Genomic DNA, 26,012 nt, shown 5'->3' with positions numbered 1-26,012 from the left:
AGTTTTTTCGATTAGCTAATTTTAAAAGAAAAATCTATGTTTCTATGTATTTAAATATTTGCAACAGTTTAAATTAATCTCGAAAAGTCGCGAAGAACAAAAACTTTGAACCTTTATTCCTTTGTCCCTTTGCACCTTAAAAACAACGCTATGAAATACAAAATAGCCTTTCTATTAATCGTATCTGTTTTGGGGAATATATTTTCCCAAAATAAATATCGGCTAAAAAACATTTCTACAACCGACGGACTTTCGCAGAGTTCTGTTATTGCGATTCATCAGGATAAATTTGGGCAGATGTGGTTTGGTACGCGCGACGGACTCAATAAATACGACGGAAGCAGATTTACTATTTTTAGAAATGATGTCAATAATAAATTCTCAATCAGTAATAATGATATTTTAGCTATTGAAGAAGATCAGTCAGGAAAAATCTGGGTGGGAACTTATAATGGATTAAATTGTTATAATCCTGTTTCTAATACTTTTACAAGATACCTACATACCAAAGCCAACCACACAATAAGTAATAACGCCGTGTGGAGCATTAAAGAAATTGATGGCGAAATGTGGTTTGGAACCTCAAAAGGATTAACAATTTTCAATAAAAAAACAAACCAATTTACCTCAGTTTTTCATTCGGATACTGATCAGTCTACACTTCCGAGTAATAACATTCTTAGTATTTTAAAAACAAAAAAAGGCCAGATCTGGATTGGAACTACAAAAGGTTTATGTGAACTTGTAAGTAGAAAAAACGGGAAATTTTCTTTTAAAAATTATCCATTAAATACAATTGATTTTCTAAACGTTCAAGCCTTAAAAGAAGATAATGACGGCAGTTTATGGGTTGGAACCAAAAACAAAGGACTTTTAAAACTGGATGTAAAATCAAATCGTTTTATTTCTTTTTTATCGATTCAGAAGTACAAAGAAATCAACACAGACATTCGTTCTCTTGCAATAGACCATCAGGGTTCTTTATGGATTGGCGCTTACGACGGTATTTATATTTATGGAAAAGACCGAAGTCTTCAAAAAATAAACAACAGCAATAACAGCACCGGAATCGACAAAGTAAAATCGGTTTTTATAGATAAAAAAGGCTCGGTCTGGATTGGCTGTTATTACAAAGGCGTGAATATTTGGGACATTTCAAATGTCAATTTTTCCAATTACAATCAGAATTCTAAAAAAATTCCGATGAGTTTTGATGTTGTCAGTTCTATCATCACAGATCAAAATCAGAATATTTATTTTGGAACCGAAGGCGGCGGTATTACAATCTTTAACAGAAATACAGAAAACACAACTTACATCAACAGTAAAACCGGACAAACTGCCAAAAACGATATCAAATCGATGTGCCTGGCCGGAAATATTTTATGGATTGGTACTTTTTCCAAAGGTTTATCGGCGTATAATACTTCGACAAAAAAAATCGAAGACAGCCGAATTTCTTCTGATTTAAATAACCTTTTAAAAGAATCCGGCGTTTATTCGATAAAAGCAGAAGGAAATGAAACGATCTGGATTGGCACTTTTGGCAAAGGCTTGATTCGATACAACACCGTTTTAAAAACCTATCAGATTATCGAAAATGACACATCCAAACCTAATTTTTTAACCAATACAATTGTCCGCACCATTTTAATAGACCCAAATAAAGGCGCTTGGATTGGTACGCAAAACGGCTTAAATTATATTCCGCTGCAAAATTTTAATCCGAATAAATATAACATTAAACATTACTTTTTTGATCACGCCTCTTTATCCGGAGATGATATTTTGACGCTGTTTCAGGACAGTCAAAAGAAAATCTGGGTCGGGACAAAAGCAAAAGGTCTTCATTATTTTGACGGAAAAAAATTTAACAAAATCAATTTAAAAGTCGGAAATGCGGTCATCACCTCGATTCATTCTATTTTGGAAGACAACGATAAAAACCTCTGGATCAGCACCAATCAAGGAATCATTAAATACAGCACCAGTCTGAAGACGATTGTTATTTACGATCAGAAAGACGGTTTGGCGAGCAATGAATTTAATGATAATGCTGCATTAAAACTCGATTCAAATCAATTTTACTTTGGAAGTCCTTCTGGCGCAACATTTTTTGATGCGAAGAAAATCTCTTTAAATCAATATGCTCCACAGGTTTTAATTACCAATTTGAAAATTAAAAATGAAACTATTGATCCGAATCACAGTGAAAAAATCCTCGAAAAAAGTATTGGATACACCAAAACCATTACGCTGGATTACGACAAAGCCAATTTTACGATAAGTTTTGCCATTCCAAATTACATTCGATCCAAAAACAATCAATACAGTTATCGCTTAACAGGCTTAGAAAATAACTGGACGACAACAAAAAATACAGAAGCAATTTTTGCCATTCAGAATCCGGGAACTTACGTTTTTGAAGTTCGCGGCGCAAACAATGACGGCGTCTGGAATCCAACTCCAACCTCGCTTACAGTGGTGGTAAAACCCGCGCCATGGCGAAGCGTATGGGCATTTTTATTGTACGGAATTACGATTGGTTTAGGTTTGTACGGCCTGATCTGGATTATGAAATCGAAAGCACGGCTGAAACAAAAATTAGAATTAGAATACTTAGAATCCAAGCGCACAGAAGAAAACAACATTGCAAAATTAGATTTCTTTACTAATATTTCGCACGAATTCAGAACTCCGCTGACTTTAATTCTGGGTCCTTTACAGCAAATTTTAGCCAATTATAACGGCACTAACGAAATGTACAAAAAACTGCTGGTTATAGAAGGAAGCGCCAATCATCTTTTAAGCCTCATTAACCGCTTAATGGATTTCAGAAAACTTGAAAATCATCAGGTTACGCTGGAATCTGCTAACGGAAATATCGTAAAATTTACCAGAGAAATCTTTTTATCTTTTATTGAATATGCCAAAGACGGAGGTTATAATTATACTTTTGAAGCCGATGAAGAGGAAATTTTGGTTTATTTTGACCGATATAAACTAGAGCGTGTTTTTTATAATTTAATCTCAAATGCTTTTAGATATACGCCAAAAGGCGGCGACATTCATTTTCAAATTTCACGAAATGATACAAACATTCTTATCGCTGTAGAAGATTCGGGAGTTGGAATTTCGGCGGCACATATTGATAAAATTTTCGATTTGTTTTTTGAAGTTCCGATGCACAATAACATTCAGGAAAATTATAATAAAGGAACCGGAATTGGATTATCTATTGTAAAAAACATTGTCAAACTGCATAAAGGAAGCATCGATGTTGTCAATAAGCCAACCGGAGGCGTTGTGTTTACGGTTACGCTTCCGTTAGGAAAAGAACATCTTTTGGAAACTGAAATTATTCAGGATTTTAAAATCAGCGATGATATAGAACAATATACGTCACAGCTCGAAACCACCGAAATTACAGAACCGGAAGATATTGATGATTTTGTGGTCAATGCAGAAAAACAAACCATTCTGATTGTAGAAGATCATAAAGTACTGCGTACGTTTATGAAAAATTTACTCAAGCAAGACTACAATATTATTGAAGCTGAAAATGGAAAAACCGCGCTTGAAAAAGCTTTAAAACATCTTCCGAATTTAATTATCAGCGATGTCATTATGCCCGAAATGGTAGGAACCGAACTTTGTTCTAAAATAAAAGAGAATTTAAAAACAAGTCATATTCCGGTAATTCTGCTGACTTCCAGAACTTCGCTGGTGTATAAATTTGAAGGTTTAGAAAGCGGCGCCGATGACTACATTAGTAAACCTTTCAATTTAATTGAATTTAAACTGCGTGTAAAAAATCTCTTGAATTCTACCGAACGTTTAAAAGCTAAATTTACAAGCGATGACAATTTTATTCCATCAGAAATAACAGTTTCTTCTCTGGACGAAGAACTGCTTAAAAAAGCATTCAAGATTGTAGAAGAAAACATTTCGAACGAGCATTTTGATATTCCGTTTTTCTGTTCAGAACTTGGCGTAAGCCGTACCATGTTATTTCTAAAAGTAAAAGCCTGGACCAATTACACCCCAAACGAATTCATTCATGAAATCAGATTAAAACGTGCGGCTCAATTATTAGAACAAAATAAATTAACGGTTTCAGAAATTAGTTATAAAGTCGGTTTTAATAATCCCAAATACTTTAGTAAATGCTTCCAGAAAAAATATGGCGAGACTCCATCTCAATTTGCCGATAAATTTTTCAAATCTTCTGCTATAATTTAGCAAAGTCACTATTTTCAAGGCTTAAAAAAGGGTATCTGTATTTTTAGATACCCTTTTTTGTATTTCTATATCGTTTGCGCCCTATACATTTGTCGTATGAAAATCAAAAAAACAAAATTTTTATTACTGCAGATTCTATTTGTAATGGTCATAATAGGAATGAGTTTATTGCTTTTTTATTTTATCTAACATTAACCTTAAACCAAAAAATGAATGTTCACAAACCAAAAAATCAACTCGTTTAAATGGTGTTTGCTGGTGTATTTTTTACTAGCCAATATTGTTCTGAATGCACAGGAGAAAAAAGTCAGCGGAAAAGTTACTTCAAGCGAAGACTTACTCGGACTTCCTGGTGCCAATGTTTACATTAAAGGTTCTTCTGTTGGAGGATCTACAGATATGGATGGAAATTATAGTGTTTTTGTTTCTGAGAAAAATGCTGTGCTGGTTTTCAACTTTGTAGGTTTCCAGACGGTAGAAGTTCCTATTGGAAACAAAACTGTTATTAACGTAAGTTTAAAACCCGATACCAAAAATCTGGATGAAGTAATCGTAGTAGGTTACGGCACACGTAAAAAGAGTGATATTACGGGTTCTGTATCTTCTGTAACTGCAAAAGAATTAACTGCTTATCCTTTGCTAAATGCAGAACAAGCGCTTCAGGGACGTGCTGCGGGTGTAGCGGTACAGACCAATAACGGAGGCGAGCCCGGCGCTCCTGTAAAAATCAGAGTGCGCGGCGGAACGTCTATTAATGCCAGCGGTGATGCGCTTGTTGTCGTAGACGGTTTTGCAGGTGTCGCAATGCCTGCACCTCAGGATATTGCTTCTATAGAGGTTCTTAAAGATGCTTCTGCAACTGCCATTTACGGATCAAGAGGTTCTAACGGGGTAATTATGGTTACTACCAAAAAAGGAAAACCGGGAAAACCAGTAATCGAATTTGGCAATTCTACTTCTGTACAGTCTGTAAATAACAAATTGCATTTATTAAATGCGGACCAGTTTACGGCGTATAGAAAAAGTTTTACGACTCATACTCAGGGACCGGCAGATACAGACTGGCAGGATGTAATTTATCGTGACGGAATGATTTCGAATACAAATCTTTCCTTTTCAGGCGGATCTGATACCATGAGATATTATGTTTCTGGAAATTACTACAATCAGGATGGAGTTGTTATTAATTCAGGAATTGATAAATACACAATCGTCAGCAATCTTGAAGCTGATTTAAGTTCTAAGTTTAAAGTAGGTTTAAACACTTTTTCGAGCAAACAAAACAAAGAAGGAATTATCAGCCAGACGGGAGCCGGCGGTACTGGAGCTGCGGGTGTAATTGCTTCGGCTTACCGATTTATGCCCGACAAAGGAATTTATAATACAGATGGTACTTTTACCTCGACAGCGCCAATCGGTGATGATATTGACAATCCGTATGCAACGGCAATGGAGAATATTCTGGAAACGGTTTCGATCGTAAACAGAAACAATTTCTTTGCTTCTTATCAAATTACAAAAGATCTGAATTTTAAAACTACTTTAGGTTTAACCGATAATAATTCGCAGACCGGAAGATTTATTCCGTCTACTTTAATTGCCGGAAAAAACATTAAAGGAGAAGCTTCTGTAAACAATACTAGATTTTCTTCTTTCTTAACAGAGAATTATTTGACTTTTAAACGTGAAATTATCAGCAAAGGAATTCTGACCGTTTTGGGAGGTTACTCTTATCAAAAGAATAAAAACGAAAGTTCGTATGCTGCTTCTAGGGGATTTTTGACTAATACCAATTCATACCGCAATTTGGGCGCCGGAACAGTATTCTTAAAACCCGATTCTAATTTATCTGAAACCGAATTAATTTCTGCTTTCGGAAGATTGAATTTTGATTATGATGACAAATATTTATTAACCTTTACAGCCAGAAGAGACGGTTCTTCGAGTTTTAGTAAAAATTATAAATACGGAACTTTTCCTTCTGGAGCAATTGGATGGAACATCAGTAAAGAAAATTTCCTAAAGGATAATAAAACGGTTTCTAATCTAAAACTAAGAGCAAGTTACGGAGCCACAGGAAATCCTTCTATTGGCGCCTACTCTACACTTTCGAGATTTTCAGAAATTTACGATGTGAGCGGCGACGTAATTGTAAATGCCGTTCAACTGACATCCTTAGACAATCCGAATCTAAAATGGGAAACTTCCTATCAGCAGGATTACGGAATTGATTTAGGTTTGTTTGACAACAGAATCAGCATTACGGCAGATTATTATAAAACAATTACCAAAGATTTATTGTTCAACAGACCTTTACCAGGAGTTTCCGGAATTGCTTCGCAGCTTCAAAATGTGGGAGAATTAGAAAATAAAGGATGGGAATTAGGCATCAACACTAAAAATTTCACAGGAGCAGATTTTACATGGTCAACCAGTTTCAATATTTCTTCGAACAAAAATAAAGTTCTAAAATTAGCCGACAATAAAGACCTTTTAATCAACTCCACGCCGGGTCATTTCTTAGCAACAGATTCTCAGATTCTGAGAGTTGGACAGCCGGTAGGTTCTTTCTTCGGATTTATTTATGATGGTGTAATTCAGCAGGGACAAACTGTTTTGCCGGGGAATTTTGAAACGGCGCCGGGCGGTGAAAAATTTAAAGATGTAAACGGTGATGGTAAATTAGATTCGAACGATAAAACCATTATTGGGAATCCAAATCCAGATTTCATCTTCGGCTTCAATAATGATTTCACATACAAAAATATCGATTTAAACATTTTCTTTCAAGGTTCAGAAGGCAATCAGGTATTAAATTATACTTTGATGGAATTAGCATCAGGAAATAATAATGCCACAACAGAAGTTCTGGATGCCTGGACACCAACCAATACTGAAACCAACGTTCCTGCAAACGCGGCAAGAACCAAAAGAGTTACTTCAAGATTTGTGTATGATGCAAGTTACATTCGTCTAAAAAACATTTCGATTGGCTATAGTTTAAACGAAAAAATAGTTTCAAAAATGGGATTGAGTAAAGTTCGTTTTTACATCAGTGCACAAAATATCTGGACAATTACAGATTATCCGGGTTCAGATCCCGAAACGAGTTATCTGAATGACAGCAATGCCAGAAGTAACACCAACTTAGGTTTGGAATATGGAAGTTACCCAAATGTGAGAACCTTCACGTTCGGATTTAATGTAAAATTTTAGTTTAATACGATACTATTATGAAAAAATATATAGCTTTTCTTTTCTTAGGAATGTTCGCTTTAGGATGTTCAGATTTAGAAGAACATCCGGTGGGAGTTATTCGTCCCGAAAACTTTTTTAACAACACAGACGATTTGCAGGCGGCAGTAAACGGAAGTTTTGCCAACATTGCCCACAATAATTATTGGGGAAGAGAATTTACAATTGCGTTAATGCTTCGCGATGATATGGCAGATATTGGTGACAGAACTACACAAGCTGCGCGTATCGATGTAAATGATATGTCTATGAACGATACAAACGCACTTGTAGCAAACTTTTGGCCGCAGTCGTATGTCATTATAACAGCAGCAAATCAGGCTATCGAAGGTGCCAAAAAAACACCGGGAGATCCTGCAAAAGTAAATGCAATTGTCGCTCAGGCTTATTTTGCGAGAGCTTTTACATACTACCATTTGGTGCGTCTTTTTGGAGATATTCCGTACATTGATTTTATTGTAAATGATGTTTCTCAGGTTAATTCTTTAAAAAGAACAAAAGAAGCCGATGTTTATCCTAAAATCATAGCCGACTTAGAATTTGCAAAACAATGGCTGGAAGACAAACCAAAAGTAAAAGCCGTTCCCGGAAAAGGCACCGCCGCAGGATATCTGGCTTCTGTTTATTTAACTTTAGGAAATTATCAAAAAGCGTATGACGAAGCTAAATATGTGATTACAAATGAAGCAAAATTTGGTTTGGGATTAGATGCCGATTTTCAGGATTTATTTAACGCGACAAAAACAGCATCGCTAAAAGAGCCTTTATTTACAATTGACTTTAACAACTTAACATCAGGAAATTACGGTCAGGATTATACCGCATTTTTTACAGGATCCTTAAAAGATGACAGTTACAGTTACGGACAGGGATTTTCTGTTGCCGTACCTTCTTTAAAAGTATTCAACACGTGGGATCAAAGAGATTATAGAAGAGCTGTAAGTTTTGATACCATCATTAGAAAGAAAACCGGACCAGGCGGTTCTCTGCAGATTTATCCTTCAAGCGACAACGAAAAAGCACCTCGTCCGCATATTGCAAAATACTATCGTTTTCCCGGAAAAGCAGGTGCAAACGGAAGAACTTCTCAGCACAATTATATCACCATGCGTTTTGCAGAAGTACTGCTGACGGCTGCCGAAGCTCTAAACGAAATTACTCCCGGAACAACAGAAGCCGATGGTTATGTAAACCGTGTTCGCGCAAGAGCAAGAAACAAAGCAGGAAAACAGGTTTCTTTTCCTGCCAATGTAACGCCAGGTTTATCAAAAGCCGATTTTAGAAAAATGGTTATTGATGAAAGAAGATTAGAACTTGCATTTGAATACGTGAGATGGTACGACATTAAAAGGTTAAAAAATGGTCCGGAGGTATTTGGTCCGTCAGGTTTAGAACCGCATGCCAATTTTAATCCGGAAAAAGATTATTTATGGCCTTTGCCGGGAACAGAATTGGCTATTAATCCAAATTTAAAACCAAACAATCCTGGTTACTAAACAAGTAGATTAACTGGATACGTTTTTTTAACACATAGAAACATAGATTTTTTATTTCTGCTGAAGTTAGAGAATAAAAAATGACTCATCATTTAAACATAGCTATGTTTGTTTATAGAAAGTGAAGCGCCTTTCTACGCTTTGAAAACTATGTCTCTATGTGTTAAAATTTTTTCCCGTTGTAAAAACATTAGATTAATTAGTATGAATAAAGTTAGTTTCACTTTAATTCTAGGGTTTGCAGTGCTGGCAGCGTGCAAGCCCGGAATTAATAATTCTCAGACAAAAATTACCTCAAACGCCGATCATCTTCTGGAAAGCCGATACAAAATGCTATTGGATTATCCGGTAGATTCAATGTCGATGCCGAGAAGTATGACCATTAAAACAAATACTATAAAAAAAGTACCTTCAAAAGACTGGACAAGCGGTTTTTTTGCCGGAAATCTTTGGCAGTTGTACCGATTAACTGGAAATAAAGCTTATAAAATTCAAGCAGAAAAATGGACTCTCTTCAGCAAAAAAGAAAGCGTAAACAACGGTTCTCATGATGTAGGTTTTAAAGTATACTGCGCTTTTGGCGAAGGCCTTAAAGTCGAAAAAAACGCAGCCTACGAGAAAATCATAATCAGAGGAGCTGAAACTTTATGCTCTCGTTATAATGAAAAAACGGGCGCCATACGTTCTTGGGATTTTAATAAAGACATTTGGGATTATCCCGTTATCATCGATAATATGATGAATTTGGAATTGCTTTTTGAGGCATCAAAATTATCAGGAAACCCAAAATATCATGATATCGCAGTTAAACACGCCAATACCACTTTAAAAAATCAGTTTAGAGCAGACAACAGCTGTTATCACGTTATCGATTATAATCCCAATACAGGAGCTGTAAGAAAGAAAACTACTTTGCAGGGATATAATGATGACTCGGTTTGGGCACGCGGTCAGGCGTGGGCCGTTTACGGTTTTACTATGTCTTATCGATATACAAAAAATCAGTCGTATCTAAATCAGGCCGAAGCCACTGCACAATTTTTTATGACGAATAAAAATCTGCCTGAAGACGGAATTCCGTATTGGGATTTTAAAGATCCTAATATTCCAAATTCGGCACGCGATGTTTCTGCAGCAACAGTTATAGCTTCTGCTTTGTATGAACTTTACGGTTTTACTAAAAATAAAAATTATCTGGCTTATGCCGATAAAATAATCAACACCTTACACTCAGAGAACTACATATTAAACAAAGAAATCAACGCGCCTTTTATTCTGGATCACAGCACCGGAAACTGGCCAAAACATGACGAAATTGACGAACCTATAATCTATTCTGATTATTATTTTCTGGAAGCATTATTAAGAAAAAAAGACTTGTAATTTATGAGAAAACGATCCCGCAGCTATACGTCTTTCTTTGTTTTCATTTTTGTCTTTCAGTGTTGCCTGGGTACTATTTTTGCTCAGACTAATATGGATATGCGAACTAAAACAAACATCAATACGAATTGGCTTTATCTAGAAAACAACACCTCAGAGCTCAGCAAGGCTCAAAAAAACGCAGACTGGACTCCGATAAATTTACCGCACAGCTGGAACAGTGAAGATGCCACCGACTTAAATCCCGGTTACAGACGTGACGCAAGCTGGTATCAAAAAAAACTAAGTATAGCCAAAATAAACCCAAAGCAGCAGTATTTTTTATATTTTGAAGGATCTAATATCACCACAAAAGTTTATGTAAACGGCAGAGAAGCCGGCACTCATATTGGAGGTTATACTGGCTTCACTATTGATATTACGAATTTAATAAAAGAAGGAAGTAACGATATTTTTGTTCGGGTTGATAATAGTTATGATATTGAAATTATTCCGTCTCAAAAAAGTGACTTTTTTATTTATGGCGGCATCACGCGTGATGTCTGGTTGTTGACTAAATACAAAAACCATATTGCCAATTTAAAGATCACAACGCCGCAAGTTTCGGCAAAGAAAGCTTCTTTAAACATTCTTGCTTCGGTAATCAATATTGATAATGTAAAAGATTTATCATTAAATGTTACTTTAAAAAATCCGAAAGGAAAAAAAATAGCAGAAAAGACAGTTGCAGTTTCAGGAAAAACAGTAGATATTACATTCGAAAACATCCAAAACCCAGTTCTTTGGGATACAGAAAACCCTAATTTATATACTGTTACAACAATTTTATCAGAGAAAAACCAGATTAAAGACAGCATTAACGAAAAAGCAGGTTTCAGATGGTTTGAATTTAAAGATCACGGTCCGTTTTACCTTAACGGAAAAAGGCTTTTGCTTCGAGGTACACATCGTCATGAAGAGCAAGCCGGAGTTGGTGCAGCAATGTCAAACGCACAGCATCGTGCCGATATGGAACTGATTAAAAACATGGGAGCCAATTTTGTACGTCTGGCACATTATCCTCAGGATCCCGAAATTTATAAAGCATGTGATGAACTCGGGCTTTTGGTTTGGGATGAACTTCCGTGGTGCCGAGGCGGAATTGGCGATGAACTTTGGAAAACCAACACCAAAAATATGCTGGAAGAAATGATCACTCAAAATTACAATCATCCCAGCATTATTATCTGGTCTTTAGGCAATGAAATGAATTGGCTTCCGGATTTTCCAGATGGAGATAATACGGAGAAAACAAATGTCTTTTTAACAGAACTCAATGATATTGCACACAAACTGGATCCTACGCGAAAAACAGCAATCAGAAAATATTATGAAGGCTCGCATATTGTAGATGTTTTCTCGCCGTCTATTTGGTCCGGCTGGTATTCTGGAAGTTATAAGAGTTACCAAAAAGCGATTGATGTTTACAAAAAAGAATACAAACATTTTATTCACGCAGAATATGGAGGCGACAGCCATGTGGGACGTCACAGCGAAAATCCCGTAACCGGAGAAGGCGTTATAAAAGCAGAAGGCTGGGAAGAGGCGATTGTACAAACAAAAGTGGCCAATATTGCCCAGATTGGCGATTGGAGCGAAAATTATATCGTCGATTTATTTGACTGGCATCTGCATGTTTCTGAGAATGATCCTGCTTTTGTGGGCAACATTCAATGGGCTTTTAAGGATTTTGCGACACCATTGCGACCAGAAGATGATATTCCGTACATGAATCAAAAAGGGTTGGCAGATCGAAATGGAAATCCTAAAGATGCTTTTTATGTTTTTAAAAGTTATTGGAGCAAAGAACCTTTCACCTATATCGAATCACATACCTGGACAGATCGCCAAGGTCCCGAAAATACGCCACGAACAATCAGCGTTTTCAGTAATTGTGCGAAGGTTACGTTATTTCATCAGGGGAAATCTCTTGGAGAAAAACAGAGAAATCTTTCGCTATATCCCGCAAATGGCTTAACTTGGGATGTTAATTTTTTTAAAGGCGAAAATACACTGATTGCTATTGGAAAAACCCAAAACGGAAAAACGGTTTCTGATACTATAAAAGTTAATTACCGTTTCAATAAAAATGATACGGCGGTTTCCTTAAAATTATCATCAGAAAAAATGAAAAATGGTCATTATCTCGTAACAGCAATTGCTATTGACAACAATAATCTGCGCTGTCTGGATTATGAAGAAAGTGTTTATTTTCAATGTTTGAAAGGCGGGAAAACCATGAAAAATCAAGGAACACCAACAGGAAGTGAATCGATTAAAATGGCAAATGGAAAAGCATCGATAGAAGTTATTCCAAACGGTTCAAATACCCCGATTGAAATGACGGTTTTAAACCAGAGTTTTAAAGGAGAATATTTGAAAATTCCTGTTTATTAAGTTTTGTTTGATACTGATTGAGCATATTTTATAATTAGATTATCACTTATGAAGACTCTATTTTTTTACATGATTTTAGTACTAACCTGTTTTGCAGGCAATGCCCAAGTAACATTAAATGCTGACGGTCCAAATGGTATGGGAACTTATGAAACTATAACGGCTGTTTTATCACCCGCCGTACCGTTTGGTGCTGTCGAAGTTCCAGATTCTATACATCCTGAATTTGGACGCCATATTGTAAAAGTGTTTGATGCCGATCTAAAGAAAAATGTCTTTGAATTTTATTCTCACGTAAAATCGACACCACCGGACAATGAACCTGTTAAAGGCAAAACGGACAGACAGCGTGTAGAAATAAAATCGTACGCATCGTCTCCGGATAATGTAAAGGGAACTATTGGTGAGATTGTGCAGTATAAATGGCGTTTTAAAATTCCGAACGGGTTTAAACCTACAAATTATTTTACGCATATTCATCAGATAAAAGCTGTAGACGGCGACGATGCTCTTCCTTTATTTACTTTGACTTTAAGAAAAACGGCAAAAGGCATAAATAAATTAGAACTGATTTATGTAAAGAATCAAGCATCAAAAGCTATAAAATACCAAAATGTAAATATGTCTTTGTTTGAAGAAGTTTGGGTTGAAGCTGTAGAAACCATCACGGTTGGTTTACACGGAACTTATTCAATCATAATAAAAAAAGTACAGGACGGAACTGCATTGCTGAACTATAAAAACACTGATATTCAAACCATTCGTACTAAATATACATCAGAAAAAGGAATCGTTTATACTGCCAATTCATTCATTAGACCTAAATGGGGAATTTACCGCAGCTTAAAAGATATCGCAAATATGAAAGATGAATCTATCCGGTTTTCTGATTTCAGCATACAGGAATTAACTGCATTATCTAACGAATCTAACTAGAATTGAAACCACAAAATAAAATACAAATGAAGAAACTACTCCTCTGCTTACTAATAATCTTTTCGGTTTTTGGACAGGCTCAAGGCTTGATTTCAAATGTCCCGAACCGAAATACGACTTCCTTAAACGGTGTTTGGAATTACATTGTTGATCCTTACGAAACAGGTTATTACAGTTTTCACCACGATGTTTACGACAAACAGGCAAAGCCAAATAATGCTGCTTATTTTAATAATTACCACGCTGTAAACAAACAGGAATTGGTAGAATATGATTTTGATAAATCGCCAAAAATAAACATTCCCGGAGATTGGAATTCTCAGGTTCCTGAACTTAAATATTACGAAGGAAATGTGTGGTTCAAAAAGTCTTTTGATTATAATCTGACCGCAAAAAAACGTCTTTTTGTATACATTGGAGCGATCAATTATAAAGCAGATGTTTATTTGAACGGAAAAAAACTAGGAACTCATGAAGGAGGTTTTACACCTTTTAATTATGAAGTTACTTCTATCGTAAAGCCAAAAGACAATTATTTGGTTATTAAAGTTGATAATACGCGTCATAAAGAAGATGTTCCGACGATTAATACAGATTGGTGGAATTATGGCGGAATTACACGAGATGTTACTTTGATTGAAGAAGAAGCCTCTTTTGTAGAAGATTACATGATTCAATTAAACAAAAAAGATAAAAATAAAATTGCTGGTTTTATTAAAATCAACAATTTAACGGCGGGACAAAATCAGGCTTCGATTTCGATTCCGGAATTAAAGCTCAATTATAAAGGAAAAGTGAGTGCAGACGGAGTTTTAAATTTTGAAATTCCGGTAAAAAACGTTTCGTACTGGTCACCCGAGAATCCGAAATTATATGATGTTACAATTGATTTTAACGGACAAAAATTAAAAGACAATATTGGTTTCAGAACGATTGAAACTCAGGAAGACAAGATTTTATTAAATGGAAAACAAATCTTTTTGAGGGGAATTTCGATTCATGAAGAAAATGCAAAAGGAGGCCGTGCCAATTCTGAAGAAGATGCACTGCGTTTACTAAACTGGGCAAAAGAACTGGGCTGCAATTACGTTCGTCTGGCGCATTATCCGCACAATGAAAACATCATCAGAACGGCTGATAAAATGGGATTAATGGTTTGGGAAGAGATTCCCGTGTACTGGACTGTTGAGTTTACTAGAAAAGAAACTTACGATAATGCCCAAAATCAACTTACCTCAGCTATTACGAGAGATAAAAACAGAGCGTGTATCATCATTTGGTCAATGGCAAACGAAACGCCAATTTCTGACGCCAGAAATGAATTTATCAAAAATCTGGTTTCTCATACCAAATCGCTGGACAATACCAGATTAATCAGCGCTGCATTATTAACGCAGACCGACAGCGGATTTGGAACTATAAATGATGCTATTGGAGAATATCTGGATATTATTTCTTTTAATCAATATTTGGGCTGGTATGGCGGGAAACTGGAAGATGCCGAGAAAATATTCTGGAAAACCAAATACAATAAACCCGTAATTGTTTCTGAATTTGGAGGCGATGCTAAACAAGGTTTTCACGGAGAAAAAAACGAACGCTGGACAGAGGAATATCAGGAATATTTATACATTCAGAATCTTAAAATGATCGAAAAAATACCTCATCTAAGCGGCTTAAGCCCATGGATTCTGGTTGATTTTAGATCTCCAAGAAGATTACTTCCCGGAATTCAGGACGAATACAACAGAAAAGGTTTGATTTCTAACGACGGAAATAAAAAGAAGGCTTTTTATATTATGCAGGATTGGTATGCTCAGAAGAAAAAAGAGTATTAAAAATTATTTTTCTACAAAATGACAAGTGAAAGAATACAAAGCTTTCTATCTCATTTTAAATTAAACATAAAACTGTTATCAATTCATTAACAAAAAACAAACTGTAATTATATGATTTTTCTTCATTATTAACTTACTTTGTAGTAATTCTAAAAATTGTAATCCTATGAAAAAATTATGTTTATTGGCAGTTACTTTATTTGCTGCCTTTACAGTTCAGGCTCAAGATGTCGTAAAATTTGCTCCGCTTGATGCAAGTCCGGTTGATATTGCTTATTTCCCAAATAAATCAGTAAAATTCAAAAAAACAGATACGCCGGCACCAGTTGCTAAGGTTATTTATTCTAGACCTTCTGTAAAAGGAAGAACTATTTTTGGTGATTTAATTAAGTTTGGTGAAGTTTGGAGAGTTGGTGCTAACGAAAATACAGAAATCAAATTCTACAAAGCGGTAACAATCAATGGTGTAAAAGTTCCTGCAGGAAGCTATAGTTTGTTTGCAATTCCTGAAAAAGACAAATGGACTATCATCATCAATAAAGAATTGGATTTATGGGGTGGTTATGCTTACGACGAAAAGAAAGATCTTGTAAGAGTTTCTGTGCCTGTTAAACCAGTTTCTGATGTAATCGAAGCTTTATCAATTGCTTTTACTACAAAAGATAACGTTGCAAATCTAGTTATTGGATGGGATAAAACAACAGTTGAACTTCCGATTACAGTAAAATAATTAATCGTTTTTTCGATATTTAAAAGAGACCTTTTTTCGGGTCTCTTTTTTTATTTATATGTTGAGCAAAATACATTATAGCAAGAAACGTGTTTTAAGCAAAACGAACAATATATAAATTTGATCAAATTTAAAACACAAAAATTATGAGAAATTTTAAGATTGTTCCGCTTACAAAAGAATTTGCGCGCAAAATTCGTGAAACCAATACAGATAATTTCGGCAATCAAATATATGAGCAGTCAGCATCTGGAAAAGGTCCTTGCAGAGTTTCGCTAAAACCGTTTAATATTGGCAAAGACATCAGATTGGTTTTTGCTTACAGTCCATTCTCAAAAAACAATGCTTTTAATCAATCCGGACCAATATTTATTCATAAAAATGAGGTCGAAGAATATTTAGATATTTATAATTTCCCACCCGAAATAAAAGCTGATAAAGAAAATTTTCCTTTATCACTAATTGGTTATAATAAAGAACAAAAAATGATTTTTACGAAACTGGTTGGCGACAATGATGTTGACCAGTTAATTTCTGAAATCTTTGAAACTGAAAATAATGTGGAATATCTTCATGCTAGAAATTCAGAAGCCTGTTGCTTTATTTGCAAAATTGAAAGAATATAATAAGTGGCAATTGGGACGTAATTAAACGATCATTATCTACATTCCCGTGGTTGAAACTACGGGTTATGGAAACCTGTGGAGCTATAAAATTAAGAATGAATTTAACCGCAAAGAATGCTAAGATTTTTTACCAGAGTGGTTATCCCGAAGTCTCGGGATGTGTTTTCGCTGCGTAAAGTAAAATTAAACCTTAGCATCCTTTGCGGTTAAAATTAATATTAAACCTTTACGGTTTCTATAATTTTGTCTAAAGTAATCGGCAGATCGCGGACTCGTTTTCCTGTCGCGTTAAACACTGCATTTGCGATTGCAGGCGCCATTCCTACCAATGCTGTTTCGCCCAGACCTTTCGTTCCCATAGGATTACTGATTGGGTCTTTTTTATTGACGAAAAATACTTCCTGTTTTTCAATATCAGCATTTACGGGAACATGATAATCAGCAAAATTATTGTTGATCGGACGGCCAAAACGATGGTCAATTTCAAGAGCTTCCATTAAACCCATTCCGATTCCTCCTACTGCGCCTCCAAACATTTGTCCGGCAGAAGTTTTCTGGTTTATTACTGTTCCGATATCTGCACAGGAAACCACGTGCGCTAATCTTATTTTTCCCAAATTAGGGTTCACCAAAACTTTTACAAAGTGAACTGAAAACGAATAAATAGAATATTTCTTAGCTTCTTCTGTTCCTTTTGATTGATTTTCTACTGCCAGTTCTTCTAATTTATTTTCACTTAAAAGCGAAATCAAACTAATAGATTTAGAACTATTCTTCTTAGAAACAATCATTCCTTCTGCAAGTTCTAAATCTGCAGCCGGTATATTTTTAAAAACAGCATTTTCTGACGCCAGTTTTATCGCTTTCTCTACTAATAATTTACAAGCATCATTGACCGCAGATCCAACAGAGGAAGTTGTGGCAGATCCGCCTTGGGTTGGTCCTTTTGGAAGACCGCTTTTACCCATTTCAATTATTACATTTTCAGCAGGAAAACCAGTAATATCGGCACCAATTGCTGTCATCATAGTAGCTGTACCGGGTCCCATATCGTTTACACTGCATTGAAGTACTAAATTCCCGTCGGGCAAAAATTTTGCTTTTACAGAAGTAGGATTTCTATAGCAGCCAAAAGTTCCTGTCCCCATTCCGTAGCCTACCAGCCAGTCTCCTTCTTTAACAGAGCCAGGTTCGTTTTTACGGTTTTTCCAGCCAATGCGTTCCATTCCCCCTTCATAACATTCCAGAAGATATTTGCTGCTCCAAGGTTTATTTTGTTCCAGATCTTTTTCTGCATAATTCAGTTTTCTAAACTCAATTGGATCGATGTTTAATTTATACGCCAGCTCATCCATCGCCGATTCTAAGGCAAAAGAGCCCGTTGCTTCTCCGGGACCGCGCATCCAGATTGGTGTGCAGGTATCCAAAGGCACAATTCTGTATCGTGTTGAAACATTGGCACAATCATAAATAAATCGCGACATGTTTACAGTTCCTTCCATAAAATCTTCATAGCTGGAAGTCATTGCAACTGCTTCGTGAGTTAATCCTGTAAGTTTTCCTGCTTTTGTAGCGCCTAAACCCATTTTCTGAATTGTATAAGGTCTAAAACCTACATTGGTAAACATTTGTTCACGATGCAAAACCAATTTTACAGGACGATTCAGTTTCTTTGATCCAATAAGTGCCGCAATTTCATACGGCCAAGTGTGCAGTCCCATTCCGAATGCACCTCCAAGATATTCAGAATTTACAGAAACATCTTCAATTGGAACTCCAAAAACTCCGGCAATACTTTTTCGTGTTCCTTCAACGCCTTGACTTTTAGTAAATACGGTGGGTTTATTTCCATCCCATTTTGCGATAATATTTGCCAGTTCCATCGGATTATGGACTTCGGTCGGAATTGTGTATTCGGCTTCTAAAACTACTTCGGCATTTTTATATCCATCTTGTTCACCGCGGTGGTAATCGTTCCCTTTTTCAGTTTCTACTTTTTTCTCTTTATCTGCTGCTTTCTTTAATTCAGTCGAATGTTCTTCTTTTAAATAATCGGCTTTAATTAAACTCGCGGCATACTGCATACGCTCAAAAGTATCGGCAATTACCAATGCAATCGGCTGGTCGTAATACAACACCGAATCGTCTTTGAAAATCTGCAGCGGCTGGCCAAAATTATGTTTGTCTTTTGCTTTTTGATATCCAACAGGTTTATCTACATTCAAATGCGTAATGACTGCCAAAACTCCCGGCGCCCATTCGGCTTTTTTAGTATCAATGGTTTTGATTCTTCCTTTTGCAATCGTGCTTCCGACCAAACAGGCATACACCACACCCGGCGTTTTATATTCTGCCGAATATGTCGCTGAACCTGTTACTTTAGCAAATCCGTCTACTCTATTTATATTACTTGTCTTGCTCATAATTTCAATTATTTAGAGGATGCTATTGTTAGTGCTTCAATAATGGCATTGGTTCCCAGCGTTATTTTAAAATTATTTTCGCCGTAACCTTTTGCTTCTTTCATGGCTAAATCTGCTGCCTGTTTAAATGTCGTTTCAGAAACTGTTTTTCCTTTAAGGAATTTCTCTGCTTCAGTCAGCCTCCAAGGTTTATGTGCGACACCGCCCATAGCCAGCCTTACGTCATTAATCAGATTGTTTTTTAAATCTAAACCAACTGCAACAGAAACCAAAGCAAAAGCATAACTGCTTCTGTCACGGATTTTTAGATAATGGCTGTTCTTCGCAAAATTATTCTCCGGAATTTCTACAGAAGTGATCAATTCTTTGGCATCCAAAACATTATCTTTTTCAGGAGTATTTCCCGGAAGACGATGAAAATCGGTAAACTCTATTTTTCTTTTTCCTTTCGGACCTTCTACAAAAACAGTTGCATCCAATGCAGCAAGAGCCACACACATATCACTCGGATGAACTGCAATACAGCTTTCTGACGCTCCAAATACGGCATGCATTCTATTAGAACCGCCTATTGCACCACAACCGCTTTTTGGAACCCTTTTGTTGCAGGGCATATCAGTATTATAAAAATAAGGACATCTTGTACGTTGCAGCATGTTGCCGCCAACACTTGCCATGTTTCTAATCTGCTGCGAAGCTCCCGCTGCTAGAGCCAGTGACAAAAGAGGAAATTTTTCTTTTATTACTTTATCTTCTGCAACTTGCGTATTTTTTGCTAATGCACCGATAGAGACTTTTTTACTAAGAAATTCTATTTTTTTAAGATCCAGTGTATTAATGTCAACCAGTTTATCTGGTGCAGTAACATTTTTTTTCATCAAATCTACCAAATTGGTACCGCCAGCTATAAATTTAGCATCGGTCTCTTTACTCAGATTTGTGACTGCCGAAGCTGAAGTGAGTGCTTTTATTATTTGGAAATTTTTCATATCAGCTTCCCTCCTTCCTTAACTTCCATTATGGCATCTACAATGTTATGGTAAGCACCACAACGGCAGATATTACCGCTCATATATTCTTTTATTTCGTCTCTGTTGTTGGCATGGCCTTCTTTGATGCAGGCAATTCCCGACATGATCTGTCCCGGTGTGCAGTAACCGCATTGAAAACCATCATTTTTTATGAATGCTTCCTGCATTGGGTGAAGTTTTTTTCCTTTAGAAAGTCCTTCAATAGTGACAACTTGTGCATTTTGCTGCATTGTAGCCAATGACAAACAAGACAAAATTCTTTCTCCGTTTACATGAACTGTACAAGCACCGCACTGGCCGTGGTCACAGCCTTTTTTGGTTCCCGTAAGCTGTAATTGTTCCCGAAGTAAGTCTAACAAAGTGGTTCTTGGTTCAATATTAAGATTGTGTTTTGTTCCGTTTATTTCGATAGAAAGCGGAACAGTTTCCAGATACGAAGCAATTTTCTCATCCCATTTGCTTTCTGATGCCATAACCAATGAAGGCGGCGCCAAAGCCAAAGCGGTAAATAATCCCGATTTTTTTATGAAGTCGCGGCGAGAATTTGAATCGTCATGAACCTCGTTGTTTTTGTTTGTTTTTTTAACAGCCATCAGTCAGTTTTTAAGTTACCCAAATCGCAAAATGTCATTCTAACAAATTTAACAATCTTATGTTACAAATAGTTATAAAATTCACACAAAACCTCTATTTAGAATAATTTCAATTGAGCAAAATCCTTACATTATAAATTTCAAAATTGTATTTTTACGGGATTAAGAAAAAAGCATGGCATCAAAACATCCTATATATCTCGACAACAATGCCTCTACTCGTTTAGATGATCGTGTTCTAGAAGAAATGATTCCGTATTTTACAGAATACTATGCCAATTCCGGCAGTACACATTTGGCTGGACTGGCCGTAAAGGAAGCAGTTGAAAAAGCGGCCTGGCAGACTGCAAATTTAATAGGCGCTGCCGAAGACCAGATTATTTTTACTTCGGGTGCAACAGAATCTATTAATCTCGCTATTAAGGGATTCTCTAATGAGGATAAAAAACACATTATTACCATTGCTTCAGAACACAAAGCTGTTCTCGATACCTGTCAGTATATGGAAACAATTGGTTTTGAAGTTACTTATCTCCCAGTTGAAACTGACGGACTTTTAGATCTTAAACTTTTAAATGACACAATAACAGATAAAACACTGGTTTTCATAGGAATGTTATCCAACAATGAAACGGGTGTCATGCAAAATATCAAGCAGATCTCATCAATCCTTAAAGCAAAAAATGTACTTTTTTTATGCGATGCAACACAGGCTGTTGGTAAAATAATGATCGATGTAAATGAAATGGGAATTGATATGCTTCCTTTTTCTGCACATAAATTTCATGGTCCAAAAGGCATTGGCGGATTGTATTTTTCGGCGAAAGCCAAGTCAAAATTGACCCCGCAGTTACACGGCGGCGGACAACAGAGCAAACTGCGAAGCGGCACCTTAAATACAACGGGGATTATTGGTTTAGGAAAAGCTGCTGCAATTGCTTTTGATGAAATGGAAAGTCACACAAAAAGAATCACTGAACTGCAAGATTATCTAGAAAAAGGTTTGTTACAATTTGAAGGTTCGTTTGTAAACGGAAATATTCAAAACCGCATATACAATACGTCAAATATTTGCTTTCCGGGAGTAAATTCAGAAACACTTATTCTGGCTTTGCAAAATATTTCAGTTTCTAATGGTTCTTCCTGTTCTGCCGTTACTTCCGAGCCTTCGCACGTTTTAAAAGCCATGGGATTATCTCATGCAGATGCTTTAAGTTCAATCCGATTTAGTTTAAGTAAATACACGACTTTAGAAGAAATTGAAGAAACGATTGATACAGTTTTAGCGCTTGCAGAAAAATTTAAGATTTAAGAAAGAAGTTTTTTGTAATCTTCCGGAGTATCAATATCGATTTTTCCTTTTTCGAATACCACTGCAGCTGTGTCTTCTAAAAAACTATTAATGATCTTTTTAGCTCCCTGCTGTCCTTTGATTTCCAAAAGAATATCAAAATATTTTTGATGAAATAAGACTGGAGTTCCTATTGTTTCAGCATAAGATGCAGCGGCGATTCCTTTTTCTGTTTTTTGATGTTCATTTATTAAATCCTCAAACACTTTGGCAGTCACAAAAGGCTGATCGCAGACTGCAATAATACAGCGCTGGCATTCTGGATGCTGTTCTAATAATTTTTGTAAACCGCAGACAATAGAAGTCGACATTCCTAACTCCCAATCCTGATTGAATACAACTGTTGTTTGAGACAAATCTATTTCTTTTTGGATCGCATCTTTATTAGAACCCAAAACTACAATAACATTAGAATTAGTGACCGAAACAGCTTCTGAAATGGTATTTTGAAGTAAAAATGATTTTTTAAATTCCAGCAGCTGTTTGGGTCTGCCGAGTCTTGAGGAATTTCCTGCAGCCAGGATTATAATTCCGGTTTTATTAGAATTTTCAGTCGACATACGGAATAGCATTATGAATTTTTCCGATTTTATATTTTAATGAAGCACCATTTTTACCGCTCATCACGGCTTTAATTTCGGCAATAACCGACAGTGCAATTTCTTCTGCGGTTTCTGCTCCAAGATCAAGTCCTATTGGTCCGTAAATACGGTTTAATTGTTCGTCTGTAATTTGAATACCTTCATTAGACAAATCATCAAGCATTCGGTTTAGTTTTGTTTTTGGACCTAATATTCCAATGTATTTGCAATCGCTTTTTAGAAGCAGCTGCAGCATTTCCAGATCGTATTTGTAGTTGTGCGTCATGAGTACAAAATACGTTTCTGAATCTATTACTATTTGATTTAAAAATTCATCGGGTTTTGCAGCTATTACACGTTTTGCATCGGGAAATCGTTTTGTGGTAGCATATGCTGTGCGACCATCGCCAATAGTAACTTCCCAACCTAATAAATCGGCCATTTTAGCAAGCGGCTGTATGTCATTTCCTGCACCGGCCACAACAAGAGAAGCAGGCGGTTGAATATATTCTATTAAAGCTTCGGTCTGGGATGCATTTATTTTTTTTACAATTGTAGCTTTATTTCTTAAGGATTCTTTTACTTCGGGAAGGATTTCTAAAGCCGATTCATCTTCATACAAAAGCGAATTTTCATTTCGATAAAACAAAACAGTTCCCAATTGAGCCGCATATTTTTCTAAAGAAAACAAGGTAAGAATTACAGCTTCTTTTCGTTCTTTTTGCAGTTCCTCCAAAAGCCTGATCGGATTATTTTCTGCTTCCTCATTTATGTATTCAAAGAGAATATGTACGATTCCGTTACAGCCCAATTGCAATCCTATTTCAACATCATCCTCATCATTGGTATTATAAGTGATCAATTTATTTTGCTGCTGCTGTATAGAAAGCAGTGCTTTTCTCAATGCATCGCCTTCCAGACAGCCCCCGCTTATTGCACCTGTCAGCATACCATCTTCTGTAACCAGCATTCGCGCTCCCGGCTGACGGTACGAAGAGCCTTCGAGTTTTACAACTGTTGCCAAAGCTGTCTTTTTTCCCTCAATTTTTGCTTGTGAAAATGCTTTTAAGATATCGCTGATTTCTTTCATACTAATAATTCATTCCTAACAAAAATAAGGAATTATATTTTGGATAAATTTCATAATTTCAATGTTGCCAATAGAAATTATCTGCCTTATCAATGATTATATCGTTTATTTCTTTTTGATGTCATTTTAGAAAATTAGCTGAAACGAAAAGCAGCAGCTGATTTTTGCATTTTTATTTAATTTATTTTCAGTCATTACCCAACCTTGAACTAACATTTTCTTAATCATTTTTTTGCATCATTTTTTTTAGCGATGTATGATTTGTATGACGAAGTTTTGTATTTTTATCTTCAGCAAAAATATTTTAATATCAAATCTAAACAATAAACCAAATGGGAAAATTTGTAATTACTAAGAGAAACAACGGAGAATTTCAATTCAATTTAAAAGCAGGTAACGGACAAACTATTTTATCTAGTGAAGGTTACAGCACAAAAGCGGCTTGCACAAACGGAATTGAATCTGTAAAAACGAATTCGCAGGACGACAATCGTTTTGAAAAAAAGGAATCCAGCAATGGAAAACCTTATTTTAATCTAAAAGCCAGCAACGGCCAAATTATCGGATCAAGCGAAATGTATGAAAGTACTGCTTCGAGAGATAACGGAATTGAATCTGTAAAAACAAATGCGCCGACAGCAGTTACAGACGATCAAACGGCATAAATTATAGTAAAAAAGCGAAGTTCTAAAACTTCGCTTTTTTATTGAAACATCTAAACTTTATTTTTAAAAATTGCCAAACTTCTCTTTATATCGTTCTAATTCTTGTTCTGTTCTCAATAACAGCTTTTCTAAAAGTGCTATCTTATCTTCGTAAAGCTGCTTTAAGGCTTCGCTGTCATCAGAATTTATTATAATTCCTCCATTATTACTATTCCCTTTTACCGAATTAAAGCTTTTAAAATAACGCTGACTGTCAAAACTAATAATATCTTCTACACTCACTTCTAAAATTCGTGCGATTTCTACCAGCTTTGCAAAAGAAAGAATTGTTTTTCCTTTTTCAATCTTACTGTAACCTGCCTGTGTGACGCCTAATTGATCTGCCACATATTCCTGAGTATAATTTTTCAACTCTCTAATGCTTTTAATTTTATTCTTTATTGAAGTGGCCATAATTTTTTGTTGGGGGATTTTTTTTGACAGTTAAAAACTAACCACTATTTTTTTAGTGTATAACTGTGTCATTTAATGCATAATCTAATACTGTTTACTTTGTAGGTTATAGAAATCAGTACTTATTCTTTTCTCATGGTGATTACAAAACCATAAACCAGAGCCAGAAAAACAAAGGCCAGCTGATATTTCCAATTTTCTGTTAAGCACATGAGCCGATTTTAAAGTTAGAAGATTTGTTTAGCTGTAAAACACGATCAAACTCTAAACTCAAGTAATGGTCAATTTCTTTACCTATAATTACACGGTCTAAAGCCTTTATTTTTACTCTTATCTCTTTTTGATAAACGTCTCTTACGATTACAAAATATTCAAATTCTATTGTATTATGAAATCTGGAAATAACTATAACAGTATACAGTAACAAAGCGGGTATGATATAATACAGCTCCATAAAATCTGAAAAAAATAAAAAGTAATTAGTCAAGACCGTAACTAAGATAAAAGCACCATTTTCAAGAAAGTAGGTTTTCTTTTTTTTGAGCAGGCCAAGCTCTGCAATTTCCTCAAAATTGTATTGCCAGCGTTTTGATCCGTATTCAAAGTGAATGCGATCAGGAGTAAGAGTAATGAACATAGTAATTAATCATTATTAAAAAAATACAGAAAATTATTGCTGCGAAAGCAATACAAATTATCTGTTTTGAATACGCTTTGGACTAGAAAAACAGGACAAAGTCCAAATGCAGATGCAAAACTTTATCATAGCAATATTACAACTAAAAGCGGTTTTTTTTCTTACAAGCTCCTTATAGAATATAACTAAAAGTTATAATTAATTCTAAAATGTAAATTTTTACTTATCATTATTATCACAGCTCAA

18 protein-coding genes are annotated in these 26,012 nt (G+C 35.7%); 11 read left to right on the top strand and 7 right to left on the bottom strand.

The genetic code is table 11. The annotated features are described in order from the left end of the window. Positions 1–150: 150 nt before the first annotated feature. The 9 genes from B0A68_RS06695 (at position 151) to B0A68_RS06655 (ending at position 16,942) form a co-directional block, all read left to right on the top strand. Entirely contained in the window at positions 151–4,242 is a 4,092-nt protein-coding gene (locus tag B0A68_RS06695; RefSeq protein ID WP_035689090.1) for a two-component regulator propeller domain-containing protein, read from the top strand. A gap of 213 nt (positions 4,243–4,455) precedes the next feature. Further along, positions 4,456–7,458: a SusC/RagA family TonB-linked outer membrane protein gene (locus B0A68_RS06690; protein ID WP_035689087.1), complete on the top strand. Its 3,003-nt coding sequence runs from the start codon at positions 4,456–4,458 to the stop codon at positions 7,456–7,458. Between the two features lie 17 nt (positions 7,459–7,475). After that, positions 7,476–8,993: a RagB/SusD family nutrient uptake outer membrane protein gene (locus B0A68_RS06685; RefSeq protein WP_035689082.1), complete on the top strand. Its 1,518-nt coding sequence runs from the start codon at positions 7,476–7,478 to the stop codon at positions 8,991–8,993. Between the two features lie 204 nt (positions 8,994–9,197). Next, positions 9,198–10,376, top strand: a complete 1,179-nt coding sequence (locus B0A68_RS06680; protein ID WP_035689079.1) for a glycoside hydrolase family 88 protein — start codon at positions 9,198–9,200, stop codon at positions 10,374–10,376. A gap of 99 nt (positions 10,377–10,475) precedes the next feature. Next, the gene (locus B0A68_RS06675; protein ID WP_240475315.1) at positions 10,476–12,812 is read left to right on the top strand and encodes a glycoside hydrolase family 2 protein; all 2,337 of its coding nucleotides are present in this window, start codon (positions 10,476–10,478) and stop codon (positions 12,810–12,812) included. Positions 12,813–12,860: 48 nt separating this feature from the next. Continuing rightward, positions 12,861–13,748, top strand: coding sequence for a hypothetical protein (locus tag B0A68_RS06670; protein ID WP_123947484.1), 888 nt, complete (start codon positions 12,861–12,863; stop codon positions 13,746–13,748). A gap of 26 nt (positions 13,749–13,774) precedes the next feature. Continuing rightward, positions 13,775–15,586 carry a glycoside hydrolase family 2 protein gene (locus tag B0A68_RS06665; RefSeq protein ID WP_035689073.1) on the top strand — a complete coding sequence of 604 codons (1,812 nt, stop codon included), beginning with the start codon at positions 13,775–13,777 and terminating at the stop codon, positions 15,584–15,586. Between the two features lie 166 nt (positions 15,587–15,752). Continuing rightward, on the top strand, positions 15,753–16,316 hold the full coding sequence (locus B0A68_RS06660; RefSeq protein ID WP_035689070.1) for a DUF2911 domain-containing protein: 564 nt from the start codon (positions 15,753–15,755) through the stop codon (positions 16,314–16,316). Between the two features lie 146 nt (positions 16,317–16,462). Further along, positions 16,463–16,942: a DUF1203 domain-containing protein gene (locus B0A68_RS06655; protein WP_035689067.1), complete on the top strand. Its 480-nt coding sequence runs from the start codon at positions 16,463–16,465 to the stop codon at positions 16,940–16,942. 218 nt (positions 16,943–17,160) lie between these two features. On the opposite strand, the gene B0A68_RS06650 is transcribed toward B0A68_RS06655, so the two are convergent. Genes B0A68_RS06650 through B0A68_RS06640 form a run of 3 tightly spaced genes read right to left on the bottom strand, consistent with a single transcriptional unit; the run spans position 17,161 to position 20,989 of the window. Beyond that, complete coding sequence (locus tag B0A68_RS06650; RefSeq protein ID WP_035689064.1) at positions 17,161–19,365, bottom strand: xanthine dehydrogenase family protein molybdopterin-binding subunit; 2,205 nt, start codon at positions 19,363–19,365, stop codon at positions 17,161–17,163. Positions 19,366–19,373: 8 nt separating this feature from the next. Next, positions 19,374–20,354: an FAD binding domain-containing protein gene (locus B0A68_RS06645; protein WP_035689061.1), complete on the bottom strand. Its 981-nt coding sequence runs from the start codon at positions 20,352–20,354 to the stop codon at positions 19,374–19,376. Continuing rightward, positions 20,351–20,989 carry a (2Fe-2S)-binding protein gene (locus tag B0A68_RS06640; RefSeq protein WP_035689058.1) on the bottom strand — a complete coding sequence of 213 codons (639 nt, stop codon included), beginning with the start codon at positions 20,987–20,989 and terminating at the stop codon, positions 20,351–20,353. Before B0A68_RS06640 ends, B0A68_RS06645 begins: the two co-directional genes overlap by 4 nt. Before the next feature lie 175 nt (positions 20,990–21,164). On the opposite strand from B0A68_RS06640, the gene B0A68_RS06635 reads away from it, so the two are divergent. Further along, positions 21,165–22,301 carry a cysteine desulfurase family protein gene (locus B0A68_RS06635; RefSeq protein ID WP_035689055.1) on the top strand — a complete coding sequence of 379 codons (1,137 nt, stop codon included), beginning with the start codon at positions 21,165–21,167 and terminating at the stop codon, positions 22,299–22,301. Here the strand turns inward: B0A68_RS06635 and B0A68_RS06630 are convergent. Both B0A68_RS06630 and B0A68_RS06625 read right to left on the bottom strand, forming a co-directional pair. Beyond that, positions 22,298–22,900 (bottom strand): nucleotidyltransferase family protein, encoded by a 603-nt coding sequence (locus tag B0A68_RS06630; RefSeq protein ID WP_035689053.1) that lies wholly within the window; start codon positions 22,898–22,900, stop codon positions 22,298–22,300. The genes B0A68_RS06635 and B0A68_RS06630 overlap by 4 nt on opposite strands. Beyond that, positions 22,890–24,011 carry an XdhC family protein gene (locus tag B0A68_RS06625; RefSeq protein WP_035689051.1) on the bottom strand — a complete coding sequence of 374 codons (1,122 nt, stop codon included), beginning with the start codon at positions 24,009–24,011 and terminating at the stop codon, positions 22,890–22,892. The genes B0A68_RS06630 and B0A68_RS06625 overlap by 11 nt, the downstream gene beginning before the upstream one ends. Before the next feature lie 332 nt (positions 24,012–24,343). On the opposite strand from B0A68_RS06625, the gene B0A68_RS06620 reads away from it, so the two are divergent. Continuing rightward, positions 24,344–24,676 (top strand): YegP family protein, encoded by a 333-nt coding sequence (locus B0A68_RS06620; RefSeq protein WP_035689049.1) that lies wholly within the window; start codon positions 24,344–24,346, stop codon positions 24,674–24,676. A 63-nt stretch (positions 24,677–24,739) separates the two neighbouring features. On the opposite strand, the gene B0A68_RS06615 is transcribed toward B0A68_RS06620, so the two are convergent. Together B0A68_RS06615 and B0A68_RS06610 are read right to left on the bottom strand one after the other, a co-directional pair. Next, positions 24,740–25,129 carry a helix-turn-helix transcriptional regulator gene (locus B0A68_RS06615; RefSeq protein ID WP_035689048.1) on the bottom strand — a complete coding sequence of 130 codons (390 nt, stop codon included), beginning with the start codon at positions 25,127–25,129 and terminating at the stop codon, positions 24,740–24,742. A gap of 202 nt (positions 25,130–25,331) precedes the next feature. Then, positions 25,332–25,766: a hypothetical protein gene (locus B0A68_RS06610; protein ID WP_035689047.1), complete on the bottom strand. Its 435-nt coding sequence runs from the start codon at positions 25,764–25,766 to the stop codon at positions 25,332–25,334. Positions 25,767–26,012 lie beyond the last annotated feature (246 nt).

Origin of the sequence: Flavobacterium reichenbachii (genome assembly GCF_002217435.1) — a bacterium.
Taxonomy (GTDB): Bacteria; Bacteroidota; Bacteroidia; order Flavobacteriales; family Flavobacteriaceae; genus Flavobacterium; species Flavobacterium reichenbachii.
This window is presented reverse-complemented; position numbering and strand designations above follow the sequence as displayed.

Bases quoted from the DNA above. Each gene is read 5' to 3' on its own strand.
- B0A68_RS06655 (WP_035689067.1), top strand. From the start codon at position 16,463: ATGAGAAATTTTAAGATTGTTCCGCTTACAAAAGAATTTGCGCGCAAA.
- B0A68_RS06615 (WP_035689048.1), bottom strand. From the start codon at position 25,129: ATGGCCACTTCAATAAAGAATAAAATTAAAAGCATTAGAGAGTTGAAA.
- B0A68_RS06650 (WP_035689064.1), bottom strand. From the start codon at position 19,365: ATGAGCAAGACAAGTAATATAAATAGAGTAGACGGATTTGCTAAAGTA.
- B0A68_RS06665 (WP_035689073.1), top strand. From the start codon at position 13,775: ATGAAGAAACTACTCCTCTGCTTACTAATAATCTTTTCGGTTTTTGGA.
- B0A68_RS06610 (WP_035689047.1), bottom strand. From the start codon at position 25,766: ATGTTCATTACTCTTACTCCTGATCGCATTCACTTTGAATACGGATCA.
- B0A68_RS06685 (WP_035689082.1), top strand. From the start codon at position 7,476: ATGAAAAAATATATAGCTTTTCTTTTCTTAGGAATGTTCGCTTTAGGA.
- B0A68_RS06675 (WP_240475315.1), top strand. From the start codon at position 10,476: ATGCGAACTAAAACAAACATCAATACGAATTGGCTTTATCTAGAAAAC.
- B0A68_RS06690 (WP_035689087.1), top strand. From the start codon at position 4,456: ATGTTCACAAACCAAAAAATCAACTCGTTTAAATGGTGTTTGCTGGTG.
- B0A68_RS06645 (WP_035689061.1), bottom strand. From the start codon at position 20,354: ATGAAAAATTTCCAAATAATAAAAGCACTCACTTCAGCTTCGGCAGTC.
- B0A68_RS06630 (WP_035689053.1), bottom strand. From the start codon at position 22,900: ATGTCGACTGAAAATTCTAATAAAACCGGAATTATAATCCTGGCTGCA.
- B0A68_RS06695 (WP_035689090.1), top strand. From the start codon at position 151: ATGAAATACAAAATAGCCTTTCTATTAATCGTATCTGTTTTGGGGAAT.
- B0A68_RS06670 (WP_123947484.1), top strand. From the start codon at position 12,861: ATGAAGACTCTATTTTTTTACATGATTTTAGTACTAACCTGTTTTGCA.
- B0A68_RS06660 (WP_035689070.1), top strand. From the start codon at position 15,753: ATGAAAAAATTATGTTTATTGGCAGTTACTTTATTTGCTGCCTTTACA.
- B0A68_RS06625 (WP_035689051.1), bottom strand. From the start codon at position 24,011: ATGAAAGAAATCAGCGATATCTTAAAAGCATTTTCACAAGCAAAAATT.
- B0A68_RS06635 (WP_035689055.1), top strand. From the start codon at position 21,165: ATGGCATCAAAACATCCTATATATCTCGACAACAATGCCTCTACTCGT.
- B0A68_RS06640 (WP_035689058.1), bottom strand. From the start codon at position 20,989: ATGGCTGTTAAAAAAACAAACAAAAACAACGAGGTTCATGACGATTCA.
- B0A68_RS06680 (WP_035689079.1), top strand. From the start codon at position 9,198: ATGAATAAAGTTAGTTTCACTTTAATTCTAGGGTTTGCAGTGCTGGCA.
- B0A68_RS06620 (WP_035689049.1), top strand. From the start codon at position 24,344: ATGGGAAAATTTGTAATTACTAAGAGAAACAACGGAGAATTTCAATTC.